This window comes from Fictibacillus solisalsi (genome assembly GCF_900103485.1).
Classification (GTDB): Bacteria; Bacillota; Bacilli; order Bacillales; family Fictibacillaceae; genus Fictibacillus_C; species Fictibacillus_C solisalsi.
Window position 1 is genome coordinate 2,628,877 of the sequence record NZ_FNHW01000001.1, and the last position, 12,495, is coordinate 2,641,371.

The 12,495-nt window shown below is 45.0% G+C and carries 13 protein-coding genes and 1 pseudogene; 3 read left to right on the plus strand and 11 right to left on the minus strand.

Annotation, left to right across the window (positions count from 1 at the left end; translation table 11 throughout):
* Positions 1 to 2: 2 nt before the first annotated feature.
* From BLT53_RS13455 to BLT53_RS13465, 3 genes are read left to right on the plus strand one after another with little or no spacing between them, the layout of a single operon-like run.
* Positions 3 to 1,175 (plus strand): MFS transporter, encoded by a 1,173-nt coding sequence (locus tag BLT53_RS13455; protein WP_090235532.1) that lies wholly within the window; start codon positions 3 to 5, stop codon positions 1,173 to 1,175.
* A 48-nt stretch (positions 1,176 to 1,223) separates the two neighbouring features.
* The gene (locus BLT53_RS13460) at positions 1,224 to 1,958 is read left to right on the plus strand and encodes a threonine/serine exporter family protein (RefSeq protein ID WP_090236883.1); all 735 of its coding nucleotides are present in this window, start codon (positions 1,224 to 1,226) and stop codon (positions 1,956 to 1,958) included.
* Between the two features lie 11 nt (positions 1,959 to 1,969).
* Positions 1,970 to 2,413: a threonine/serine exporter family protein gene (locus BLT53_RS13465; protein WP_090235534.1), complete on the plus strand. Its 444-nt coding sequence runs from the start codon at positions 1,970 to 1,972 to the stop codon at positions 2,411 to 2,413.
* Positions 2,414 to 2,460: 47 nt separating this feature from the next.
* On the opposite strand, the gene BLT53_RS13470 is transcribed toward BLT53_RS13465, so the two are convergent.
* The 11 genes and pseudogenes from BLT53_RS13470 to BLT53_RS25130 all read right to left on the minus strand — a co-directional run bounded on the left by BLT53_RS13470 (position 2,461) and on the right by BLT53_RS25130 (position 12,444).
* Positions 2,461 to 2,991, minus strand: a complete 531-nt coding sequence (locus tag BLT53_RS13470) for a chromate transporter (RefSeq protein ID WP_090235535.1) — start codon at positions 2,989 to 2,991, stop codon at positions 2,461 to 2,463.
* Positions 2,988 to 3,572, minus strand: a complete 585-nt coding sequence (locus tag BLT53_RS13475; RefSeq protein ID WP_090235537.1) for a chromate transporter — start codon at positions 3,570 to 3,572, stop codon at positions 2,988 to 2,990. The genes BLT53_RS13470 and BLT53_RS13475 overlap by 4 nt, the downstream gene beginning before the upstream one ends.
* A gap of 24 nt (positions 3,573 to 3,596) precedes the next feature.
* Entirely contained in the window at positions 3,597 to 5,243 is a 1,647-nt protein-coding gene (ggt, locus tag BLT53_RS13480) for a gamma-glutamyltransferase (protein WP_090235539.1), read from the minus strand.
* A gap of 194 nt (positions 5,244 to 5,437) precedes the next feature.
* Positions 5,438 to 6,412, minus strand: coding sequence for an ABC transporter ATP-binding protein (locus BLT53_RS13485; protein WP_090235540.1), 975 nt, complete (start codon positions 6,410 to 6,412; stop codon positions 5,438 to 5,440).
* Positions 6,384 to 7,394, minus strand: a complete 1,011-nt coding sequence (locus BLT53_RS13490; RefSeq protein WP_090235542.1) for an ABC transporter ATP-binding protein — start codon at positions 7,392 to 7,394, stop codon at positions 6,384 to 6,386. Before BLT53_RS13490 ends, BLT53_RS13485 begins: the two co-directional genes overlap by 29 nt.
* An 8-nt stretch (positions 7,395 to 7,402) precedes the next feature.
* On the minus strand, positions 7,403 to 8,935 hold the full coding sequence (locus tag BLT53_RS13495; protein ID WP_090235543.1) for an ABC transporter substrate-binding protein: 1,533 nt from the start codon (positions 8,933 to 8,935) through the stop codon (positions 7,403 to 7,405).
* A gap of 17 nt (positions 8,936 to 8,952) precedes the next feature.
* Positions 8,953 to 9,855, minus strand: coding sequence for an ABC transporter permease (locus BLT53_RS13500; protein WP_244520412.1), 903 nt, complete (start codon positions 9,853 to 9,855; stop codon positions 8,953 to 8,955).
* A gap of 16 nt (positions 9,856 to 9,871) precedes the next feature.
* The gene (gene nikB, locus BLT53_RS13505; RefSeq protein ID WP_090235545.1) at positions 9,872 to 10,813 is read right to left on the minus strand and encodes a nickel ABC transporter permease; all 942 of its coding nucleotides are present in this window, start codon (positions 10,811 to 10,813) and stop codon (positions 9,872 to 9,874) included.
* A gap of 227 nt (positions 10,814 to 11,040) precedes the next feature.
* Positions 11,041 to 11,366 (minus strand): annotated as a pseudogene (locus BLT53_RS24735) (aldo/keto reductase); the annotation flags it as partial.
* Between the two features lie 86 nt (positions 11,367 to 11,452).
* Positions 11,453 to 11,902 carry a hypothetical protein gene (locus tag BLT53_RS13510; protein WP_244520413.1) on the minus strand — a complete coding sequence of 150 codons (450 nt, stop codon included), beginning with the start codon at positions 11,900 to 11,902 and terminating at the stop codon, positions 11,453 to 11,455.
* Positions 11,903 to 12,306: 404 nt separating this feature from the next.
* Positions 12,307 to 12,444, minus strand: coding sequence for a hypothetical protein (locus tag BLT53_RS25130; protein WP_170834345.1), 138 nt, complete (start codon positions 12,442 to 12,444; stop codon positions 12,307 to 12,309).
* Between the last annotated feature and the right edge of the window lie 51 nt (positions 12,445 to 12,495).

The window sequence follows — 12,495 nt, forward strand, 5'->3', positions numbered from 1 at the left end:
CATTGAATAAAAAAATCATTCTTTATTGTGTGGGGTTTGCTGCGTTTTTCGGGCCGTTTACTCAAACAATTTACACTCCGATCCTGCCCGAAATCCAGCATGATTTTCAAACGTCAGGATTTATTGTAAACCTGACAATTTCTATTTTTACGTTCGTACTGGCGATGATGCAGATGGTATACGGCCCCCTGACAGATAAGCTTGGACGGCGCAGAATTTTGCTCCCGGCCATCTTACTTTATATCGTTGCTTCTGCAGGCGCTGCCTTATCCACTTCCATCTGGGTTCTGTTGTTTTTCCGTGCTGTTCAGGCAGCTGGTATTGCGGCTGGATCGGTAGTGGCCACAACGGTCATCGGGGACTTGTTTGAAGGTAAATCACTTGGGCGCTCCATGGGAACCTTTCAGACTCTCGTTACACTCGGACCCGTGATCGGCCCCGTTGTAGGCGGCTTTGTTGGAGGGTATACTGGATATCAAGGAGTTTTCTGGGTGCTGACAGGCACCGGACTAATCATGTTTCTTGCCAATGTGAAGCTGCTTCCGGAAACTAAGCCCGAGGGTCCGGAGCGAAAGGGATTCAGCTTTTCTGATTTTACAATCGTTTTAAAGGATAGGACCGGAATTGCTGTTATCCTTCTTGGATTTATTCAATACTATTCGTTTTATAATTTCCTTGTTTTTCTTCCCAATCTTTTAGCCTCCTTTTATGGGCTGTCAGCAGGACAAAAAGGGCTTGTTTTTCTTCCCATGTCGCTTTTTCTTGTGCTTGGCAGCTTTACCGGCGGACGGCTTCAGGAAAAAAGCAATCCAAGGACATTTTTGTTAATCACCTCATCGTTGAATGTCCTGGCAACCGTATTATTCGTCATTCTTTCACCGGTATCTTTGCCCGTTTTGATCGTCAGCATCTCATTGTTCGGGTTATGCCTCGGCCTTTCGCTTCCTGTCCAGACAACACTACTGGCCAGAGCCTTTACCCAAAATCGGGCGACAGCGATTGGTGTTTATAACTTTTTCAGGTACCTGGGGATGGCTGCTGGTCCAATTTTTGGTTCTGTTTTTTATCAGCTTGGAAACCGTGTGGAATTTTTGTTTGCGGCCTTTTTGTTCGCTCTTACTGTTCTCTTTGCCCGGCGCCAGTTTTCAAAGACTGATCGCTATCAATTGAACTAATTTGCTGAAAGGGGACTTACATTGACCCAAAATAAAATTGAAGACGTAATGGAAGTCTGCCTTTTGGCGGGCAGGCTTATGCTTCAAAACGGTGCAGAAACCTATCGTGTAGAAGATACCATTACCCGCCTTGCGCAAAATTACGGAATGAAAGCCGCTCAAGTTTTTGTTACACCGACAGCGATCATTCTTTCTCTCTTTGAAAAAGGACGCACCATGGATTATACAAAGATTGTAAGGATTGTTGACCGCTCCACTGATTTGCATGTGGTCGTCCTCGTCAATGATCTTTCAAGAAAAGTGGCGAGCGAGTCACTTTCCTTGGATACAGCAAGAAAAGAGCTTAAAAAAATAGAAAAAACACCCGAGGCATATCCAGCATGGGTGCAAACGTTGGCCGCTATTCTTGTCAGTGGCTGCTTCGCCCTCATGTTTAAGGGAAGCTGGCGTGACTTTATGCCGGCCATGATTGCCGGAGGCGCGGGATATGTTGTTTTTCTCGTGATCAAACGCTATATTTCGGTCCGTTTTTTCGCTGAACTGCTTGCCGCCTTTGTTATCGGATTAGTCGCGAAACTGGCGATAACATCGGGGATGGGAAACCAACTGGATAAAATCATTATTGGCGCTGTCATGCCGCTTGTGCCTGGTGTTTTAATCACCAATGCCGTACGGGACCTGATGGCCGGCCATCTGGTATCCGGAATCTCTTTGGGTGCAGAGGCCATGCTCACAGCCTTCGCCATCGGCACAGGCATTGCCTTTGTCATTGTAACGCTGTAAGGAGGAACCCTATGCACATCTTTGAAGCCATTTGGACGAGTTTTATTGCTTCAGCAGGCTTCGGTATTCTTTTTAATGTACCGAGAAAAGCGGTAATTCCAGGAGGTATCTGCGGCATGATCGGCTGGCTGATTTTTGAAGGGATGTCAGGCAACAATCAATTCGACCTGGTCTTGGCTACCGCGCTTGCCTCTTTTGTCGTTGCAGCCATCAGCCATCTTTACGCAAGGATTTACCGTATGCCCGTCATTATTTTCAGTGTCTCCGGTATCATTCCGCTCGTTCCCGGTGGCGGAGCTTATGATACGATGAGGCAGCTGGTTGAAAATGATTATAATGAAGCGATTCAGCTTGGATCCCAAACCTTTTTAATTTCCGGGGCAATCGCTTTTGGGCTGGTGCTTGCCGGTACGATTCTTCCTATTATCCTGAGAAGCACAAGAACCGTAAAATAATAAAGAAAGAGGACATCCTGCAACGCACAGAATGTCCTCTTTTTGATTTACGCCATAAAAAGGGCTCCATACCCAATGGCGGCGACAATGATGATCACTGGTGAAACTTTCAGCCTTTCCATTAACAGAAAACTGAGAAGGGCAATGGCCGCTGTTTGTATCCATCCGGACGTATCCACCGATTCCTTAAAAAAATTATACGTCATAATGCCAAGAAGCACGGCGATGGTTGGTTTAACAAACAAGGTCATTTTTTTTACCCGGGGTGAATCCTTGTATTTGTAAATCACACCGAGAAAAACAATCATCAAAATTAATGACGGGCCCACCGTTGCGAATGTAGCAACGATTGAACCAAGAACGCCTCCCTGCATGTAGCCGATATAGCCTGACATCTTGGTGGCAATCGGTCCTGGAAGCGCATTTCCCAGCGCAAGAACTTCGGTAAACTCATTCACCGTCATCCAATGATAACGTCCGACCACTTCATTTTCGATCAGTGGAATGGAGGAAGGACCTCCTCCATATCCCAGTATGCCCGGGATAAAGAATGCGAGAAAGATATGCCACAGAATCATCCCATACCCTCTCCCCTCTTTGCCTCCTCAAAAGGTTCTTCCTGTTTCTTTTTTTCCGGCTTCAACAGCGCATATGCGAGCAGGGCACCAATGAGAAAAGCCGGATGAACCCCGAGAACCTGAAGTAAAATCACTCCAACTACAATATGGATCAGGCTCAGTTTAATGCCCAGACCCTTTTTAGAGCTGGTAAAGAATTGCCAGGTCAATACTCCCATCATCACAGCTACAACAGGAAGCACACCTTTGGTCATGCCCTGTACCCATGGTTGGTCCTTGTATTGTGCCAACGAAGTGAGAAGCACGATCATAAGAATGATAGTGGGCAGAATGGATGACAGAATGGCAACCAGCATTCCTAATATACCTGCCACACGATAGCCGATATAGCCGGCCATTTTCGTATTGATCGGCCCGGGAAGCGCATTTCCAAGTGCCAGCACGTCACCAAATTCTTCATCATTCATCCAGTTAAAGTTTCCTACCACTTCTTTATGAACAAGCGGTATGGAGGAAGGTCCTCCTCCATATCCCAGTATGCCCGAACGAAAGAAAGCGATAAATAAATTAAGATATGTCATTTCATCAAATCCTTACACATATTCCTACCAGGCAGCTACAGCTCCATCTGTTCGTCCTTCGGTTCCTCCTGTCAGCACGCCAGTTTCTGAATTTCTCCAGATCATCTGTCCCCGCCCGAAGGCTCCGCCTTCCGTCGCGACTTTTACATCATGGCCTTTTCGCACCAGTTCCTCTGCGATGTGCTGCGGCACCGAGCGTTCCACAAGAACTTCTTTTCCTTCTATCCATTGCCATCTCGGCGCATCCAGTGCAGATTGCGGGTTGAGGCTGAAATCAATGGTGTTCATGATCACCTGGACATGACCTTGCGGCTGCATGTAGCCCCCCATAACACCAAACGGGCCGACCGGTTTTCCATCCTTGGTCAGAAAGCCGGGAATAATTGTATGGTACGTTCTTTTTCCCGGACAAAGACAGTTGTGATGATCCTCATCCAGTGAAAAATCATGTCCTCTGTTTTGAAGACTGATTCCTGTATCCGGCACCACAATCCCTGAACCAAAGCCCATGTAATTGCTTTGTATAAAAGAAACCATATTTCCTTCTTCATCTGCTGCTGCCAGGTAAACGGTTCCCCCTTTAGGCGGAGTACCGGGTTCAGGAAGAAGGGCTTCCTCCCCAATCAACTGTCGCCGTTCTTCCGCATATTCCTCGGACAAAAGAGCATCAGCTGTCACCTTCATATGGGTAGTATCTGTTACATATTTTTTCGCATCCATAAAGCTAAGCTTAATGGCTTCAATCTGTTTGTGATAACGTTCTGCAGATTCTATCTCAGGGAAATCATACTCTTTTAAAAGATTTAATGCCATTAAAGCGACAATGCCCTGTCCATTTGGCGGAATTTCCCAGACCTCATATCCTTTATACTCCACTTTGATTGGCTCCACCCATTCAGGATAAAAAGCCGCCAGATCTTCTTTTCTCAAAAAACCGCCTTCCTTCTCAGATGCCTCACTGATCTGATCAGCAAGCTCTCCACGGTAAAACGATTCAGCCTCTGTTTCCGCAATCTCCCTTAATGTCGCGGCATGACCCGGTGAGCGCCATACTTCCCCGATTTCGGGAGCTCTTCCATTTGGCGCAAACGTATCAAACCAGCTTTGGAATTCGTTATGTTTTTGCGCTTTCTTATATGCATGATAAGCCTTATTCCAATACTTTCCTAAAACAGGCGAAACCGGATAGCCTTCTTCTGCATATGAAATGGCCGGCTTCAGCACTTCTGTAAGGGGCAGCTTGCCAAAACGCCGGGATAATTCTGCCCAGGCTGCCGGTGCACCGGGTACAGTGACAGGATCCCAGCCAAATTTTGGTATCTTATCATATCCTCTTTCTCTCAAAGCATCCGCAGAAATACCTTGCGGAGCGGGGCCACTGGAATTCAACCCATGGAGTTTCCCTTTTGTCCACACCATTGCGAAGGCATCACCGCCAATTCCATTGGATGTGGGCTCCACAACCGTCAGACAGGCAGCTGTTGCAATCGCAGCATCAATCGCGTTGCCGCCCTTTTTTAGCATATCAAGTCCTGCCTGTGCTGCAAGAGGCTGGGACGTCGCTACCATTCCTCGTTTTCCATACATAGCTGAACGCTGTGAGGCATATGGGTACCGCTGATGATTAAATAGCAATTGTTTCTCTGTTTTTTCAATCGTTTGCTGATTCATTCTGATCCCCTCTCTTGCCATTTGATCATGAGGATATGAATAGTCCTCATCATTCTAACATTAGGTAGAAAAAACAAACAAATAAATCACATTTGTTAGCAAAAATATATTTATTCATTTACATATGTTTATCATATGTTTTTTAATTATAGTATTAATTCAGAATTTTTCATATAGATTTTCTGATTAACGTATTATCTTTCGTGGCATGCGATATAATGACCTTTTTCAATTTCCCGCCATTTCGGACGTTCAACTGCACAATGGTCTTTGGCGATTGGGCAGCGGGTATGGAACGGACACCCTGTTGGCGGATTTGTGGGACTTGGCAAATCACCCTGCAGGCGAATCCTCTCCCGCTTCACTCCCACCACTGGACGCGGAATGGAGGACAATAACGCTTCGGTATACGGGTGAACCGGATTTTCATAAAGTCTGTCAACCGGTGCAAGCTCCACCATTTGACCAAGGTACATGACAAGCACTCTGTTGCACAGATGCCGCACAACACCCAGATCGTGCGAAACAAACAAATAAGTTAGTTCATGTTTTTCCTGCAAGTCTTTTAACAACTTGATCACTTGAGCCTGAATGGAAACATCCAGTGCAGAAACGGGTTCATCACAGACGATGAACGAAGGATTGATGGCAATGGCGCGGGCGATGCCGATCCTTTGTCTCTGTCCTCCGGAAAACTCATGTGGATACCGGTCAAAATGCTCCTCGGTAAGCCCCACCTCTTTCAAAAGCCGTATGACCTTTTCTCTCCGTTCGTTTCCCCGAAGATCCGTATGAATAATAAAGACCTCTTCCAGCGCCTCTCCCACCGTCTGTTTAGGATTGAGTGAGGCATAAGGATCCTGAAAGATCATTTGCATTTCTTTTTTAAAAGGCTTCAGTTCCTTTTTTGAATAGCCGCTGATGTTGGTTCCATTATAGACGAGGTTTCCTTCAGTAAGCTGCTCCAAACCCAGGATGGTTCTCCCCAATGTAGATTTTCCGCAGCCGGATTCACCGACCACACCCAAGGTTTCTCCTTTTAAAATGTCCACGGAGATACCGTCCACCGCTTTTACATGATTCTTGACACGGCGGAGGATACCTCCTTTTACAGGATAATACTTTTTCACACCTTTAACGCTATAAAGTACCTGCGCGCTGTCCGCCATGTTGCCTTACCTCCTCGTCTTCCATCAGCCAGCATCTGGCACTGTGGGTTGGTGTCGCTTCAAATGTGACTGGCGAAACTGCTTTGCATTTTTCCATGGCATGCGGACACCTTGGATGAAACCTGCAGCCGGAAATTTTCTCATTTAAAAGCGGCAGCGAGCCTGCGATCGGATTCAAGTGAAAATCAGGATCATCCACATTTGGCACGGATGAGAGCAATCCCCTTGTATAGGGATGTTGCGGGCTATTAAAAATCTCGCTGACAGTGCCATTTTCTATGATTTCCCCGGCATACATGACGATGACACGGTCAGCAATCTCAGCCACTACTCCCATATCATGAGTAATCATAATCAAACTCATTTCAAAATCCCGCTTCAAATCATTCAATAAATCAATAATTTGCGCCTGGATGGTAACATCAAGAGCGGTTGTTGGCTCATCGGCTACCAGAAGCTTTGGATTGCACGAAAGTGCAATAGCGATCATCACCCGCTGGCGCATGCCGCCGCTCAGCTCATGAGGATACTGGTTCATCCGGGATGCCGGGGATGGAATGCCAACTCGTTTTAAAAGTTCGATTCCTTTTTGGTGAGCCTCTCTTTTTGAAAGTCTATGATGGATCATCAATGGTTCTCTAATCTGATAACCTACTGTAAAAACTGGATTCAGGGCCGTCATCGGCTCCTGGAAAATCATAGAAATTTCATTACCCCTGAGACTTCTCATATCTTCCTTTTTCAAAGTGAGCAAGTCTTTATTTTCAAACATAACTGAGCCTTCAGTCACTTTTCCGTTGGAAGGGAGAAGGCCCATAATGGACAGAGCTGTGATGCTTTTTCCGCATCCCGACTCTCCGACAATACACAAGGTTTCCCCCTTTTTTACGGAAAAGGAAGCACCTCGGACGGCTGGCAAAAGGCCATCCGAGGTTTTAAACGCAGTAACCATGTTGTTGACACTTAAAATGGATTCAATCATGTAAATTCCTACTCTCTGTGAACATTATATAAGGACCACTGTCCAGTAGGTTCGATTTCAAACCCTTTCACTGATTTATCATAAGCTGCTGAAGCAACTCCATGATAGACCGGGAAGACAGGCAGCTGAGTCATAACCAGTTGATCAGCTTTTTTGAGAAGGTCTTTTCTTTGCTGCTCGGCAATGGTGGTGCGTGATTCTTCGATCAGCTTATCAAGCTTGGCGTTCTTATAGCGGCTCAAATTGGTAACATCCACATTATCAGAGTGAAGACGCGGATAGAGAAGCTCACTGCCGTCAGCCGTTACATTGGACCAGCCGGCAATAGTGATGTCAAAGTCCCCTTTTTTGGAAACATCCAGGTAAGTTCCCCATTCGAGTGTTTCAATTTTTGCATTGATGCCAACTTCTTTTAATTGGGACTGAATGACTTCAGCCATGCTCATATAACTGGCCGTATTCGCCACCAGCAGCTTGACCGTTTTATTGCCAAACCCTTTATCTTTTACTAGTTTTTTGGCTTTTTGCTGATCATACGCAGGACCTGAATCTCCGCTGTGGCCAAACACTTCGGGACCGATAAATGAATTGGAATATACCCCGAGTCCATTCAGCTTTTTCAAATAACTCTTTGTATCTATGGCTTCAGCCACTGCCTGGCGGAAGGCAAGATCCTTCATCGGGCTTTTTTCCATGTTAAAGGCAAGATAATAAACAGGTGTTCCTTCTTTTTTCTGGACCTCTACATTGTTCATTTTGTCAAGACGGGGCATCAACTCGGTTGTCAAGCCATCCAGCAGTTGTACTTTTCCCGTTTGAAGCATGGATACGGCAGTAGTGATTTCTGGAACCACTTTAAATGTAACCTGATCAAGCTTGGCCGGTTTCTTCCAATACTTTTCGTTTTTCACAAGAACGATGTCTTCTCCATTTTCTTTTTTAGAAAACTTGAACGGGCCTGTACCAACAGGCTTGGTCATCAGGTCCTGTTTTTTATCAGCTGTCGGAGAAACGATCGCTGCATTGCTGTGTGTCAAAGCGGCAAGCATTGGACCATACGGTTTATCCGTTTTTAAAATCACCGTGTAATCATCCGGTGCTTCAATGGATTTGACTGGCTCGAGAAGCGACGCACGAGGTGCAGCTGTCTTTGGATCTTTTAATTTATCAAATGTGTACTTCACAGCTTCAGCATTAAACGGTGTTCCATCCTGGAATTTAATGTTCTTTTTCAGTTTAATCTTCCAGGTGTTTTTATCCGGATTTTCATAGGATTCAGCCAACTGGGGAACAATCTTTCCTGTTTTGATATCCCTCACAAAAAGTGTTTCGTAGATTTGTTCAATCACGCTGGAAGATACTGAGTCATTCGTGAGAATCGGAGACAGCCCAACGACCTTAGATGTTGTTGCATACGTGATTTCCTGCTTTCCATCGCTTTTTCCACCGGAAGATGATTTGCTCGAACAGCCTGATAATGCCAGGCTTGCTGCAAGCATTCCTATTCCGATCCATGATGCGAATTTGTTTCCTTTACCCATTTGTTTACTCCCCCTTTTTACTTGTCCAGGTTCATGCCCGGATCGAGTGCATCTCTCAATGCGTCGCCAACCACATTAAAGGCGAAAACAACCAGCATAATGGCAATGCCTGGTATGATGATCATGTGTGGTGAAGACCACATAAAATCCTGTCCGGCAGCGATCATCGCTCCCCATTCTGGTGTCGGAGGCTGTGCCCCCAGGCCAAGAAAACTTAATGAAGCGGTGGATAGAATAGCCGTAGCCATTCTCATTGTGGCAAAAACAATGATAGGCGCAATGCAGTTGGGCAGAATATGCTTGAACAGAATTCTCCAATCACTTGCACCCAATGATTTCATCGCCAAAATGTACTCTTGTTTTTTTACAGAAAGGACACTTCCTCTTACAATTCGCGCACAGGTCGGAATGGACCAGATGCTGATGGCTATCACCACGTTCACAAGGCTTGTACCCAGAATGGCAATGATAAGCATGGCCAGGAGAATACCAGGAAAAGCAAACAGCAGATCAACAAACCGCATAATAATCCCATCGAGCCTTCGATAATAACCCGATAAGAGACCTAGCACGACTCCCCCGATCAGCCCAAGGCTGACAGCACCCAATCCGACAAACAAAGAAATTCTTGCTCCATACACAAGCCGGCTCCATATATCTCTTCCATAGTTGTCCGTTCCCATCCAATGGCCCTCAGTGCCCGGAGGCAGCTCGCTCATGGCAAGGTTTTGTTTACTCGGGTCATAATCGGCAATCAAAGGTGCAGCCACCGTCATGATAAGCTGAAGTGCAATAATAACGAGACCAACAACGGCCATCTTGTTTTTAATCAGCCTTTTCCACGTTTTCACGAAGTTCTTTTCTCTTTTTTTGTTTCTGGAGGTTGAGGCCATGGAAGCAGTTACTGTTTCAGTCGACATCCCTTTCACCCTCTTTCTATTCGTAGCTGATTCTTGGATCAATGAAGGCATACACAATATCCACAATCAGGTTCACAAGCACAAACAGCGTAGCAACAAGGAGAACCGCGCCCTGTACCATGGGGAAGTCTCTCGCCGCGATTGACTCGATCATCAGCCTGCCGACTCCGTTAATGGCAAATACCTGTTCCGTAATAATGGTTCCCCCAAGTAGAAATCCGAAATTCAAACCAATGACGGTTATCACCGGAATCATCGCGTTTCGCAGACAATGCAGCATAATGACTGACTTTTCCCGGACACCCTTTGCTCTTGCTGTTCTGACATAGTCAGCCCGGATCACTTCAAGCATGGCTGAACGGCTCATACGGGCGATCATTGCTGCCGATCCGGTGCCAAGCGTGAGAGCCGGCAAAATAAGCTGTTTTATTCCTTCAATGGTCCAGAAAGGATCGGTGAGCCCTCCAACAGGAAGCCATTGCAAGTTCACGGCAAAGATGAGAATAAGAACCGCGCCAAGCCAGAAATTCGGAATGGAAATGCCGCCAAGAGCAATCATTGTGCTTAATGCGTCAAACAGTGAATTATGTTTAAGAGCTGAAATAATTCCGGCTGCTACCCCAATGACCACCGCAACTATGATGCTGGCAATGGCGAGATTAAGCGTGTTGGGAAACCGCTCGGTTAACGCTTCTGTGACCGATTGCTTGGTCTGATAGGAGAATCCGAGATCTCCGCTAAACACGCCTTTTAGATAATCCCAATACTGAACCAGGATGGGTTTGTTAAGCCCCAGATTTTCTTGAATCGCTTCTATATCTGCCTTTGAGGCGGTGGGACCGCCAATGATACTGGCAGGATCACCCGGTGCAATGTGCATGCTCAAAAAAACAATGAATGAAATTCCGATCAACAGCAATATCAACTGCATAAACCGTTGAACAATTAAACCAGCCAACTTCATGCCCCCTTCTAACATTTGTTTATAATAATAAAAACTAAATTACGTTTGTTAGCTAAAAATGAATTTTAAATTTACAAACGTCATTGTATTGTTTTAGATTATAAAATAAATTCTGAATATTTTCTACATAATTTTGCAAATTTCTTGAATAATTTTTCATCGGCCTCAAATAAAAAAACACCTCCTTTAAAGGAAGTGTTTAAGCAAACTCTTTTTCGTATTTAATAAGCTCCTCTGATAAATTTCTTTCCGTTAGAGTCATAAAAACTTTTGATGCGCTCAAGTTCTTCTTGTGAAAATGGGCGTGAATCAAGCGCCTGCAGATTTTGTTCGATCTGCCTCTCGTTTCTAAACCCTGGGATCACACAGGTGACCTCTGCTGGTCCATAATCCAGCGAAGGGCGGCACTTGCCATGGAAGGTCTGCCATCCGCAATCCACTTCAGCTGATCAGACAGTTCCACACCTTTATTGAAACCCAGCCCTGCGAAGGTTTCACCCACATTGAATGCTTCCCCGTTTTCATTAAAGTTCCGGTGATCTTCCTTTGTGCCAGGCCCCCCCTTTTCACACTTATGTAATGAGAGGTGCCTGGCACCTTTAATGTGGCACCTTTAATAGCACCATTTCATATCTAGCAATCAGTGTTTCGAGCATCAATTACGGTACATTGCATGGCGCCTCTGCGTATTAAACGCTTAGCTTCATCCAAAGAAATTCTCACAAAAACCGCCTCGTCAAAATCATCTTCTACATCAAACAATGCAAACGCTTGGTTTTTATTGATAAAAATACATTTGAACTCTACATTTACACCCTCTGTTGCTTCCGGTATTCTATTCACGATTTCACAAAATTCCAATCCTGCATCGTGGAGTTGCATAGCGGTTTGTTCATCTATACGGATGATCACAAACACTTCTAGATCAACCCCTGGAACCTCCGACTCTATTTCTACGACTGCAAAAAAGCGGTTTTTTAATACTAACAGGCAATTAGCGCCAATTTCAAATACCTCGTCTGATGACATGTTGTTCAAATTGTTAAATAGGCTTAAATTCCTTGTGTTCCTCATTTTCCCCATTTTACCAACCCTTTACCGTATCAGTTAAGTGAATAAATGCTATGCTTGTCCAATAAGCCTTTCCTATGGCAGCACTCTTGCATCATTCAATAACTAGCATATTCCGTAAAGGTTGTTTTGCTACTAAAATAGTAAGATAATCTACTATTTTTTTGAATCTCTACTCATTCGTGAATATCTTTTATAACCCAATCGATAGCCTCATCAAGCGTATGAATGCCCAGCTTCTTTCTAGACATCCACTTACCGTTAGATTATAAAATAAAACTGAAACCATTAGGATAGATATCCCCAATTACATTCTTTCTTCTGCTCTTAGCGCTGCTCGTAATGGCACTCTCCTTTGTGTCGCTTGTTTTTTTATGTTTATTAATTTTTAAGTTCGGGAATTTCACTCAGCCTTTTCAATAAAGTACCGCATACTGCGATTGACTTTTCATAATCTCAAAATCTTCGTCCGTCAAGCGCCCTGGTTTGTGCAGGATGCCCGGATCGATCTTGAATTTGCCCACATCCTGAAAGATGCCCATCTGTGCCAGCATGTTTTATTCATTCTTGCTTAAATAGATAGCCTATTCGTTAAATGGCAAAAA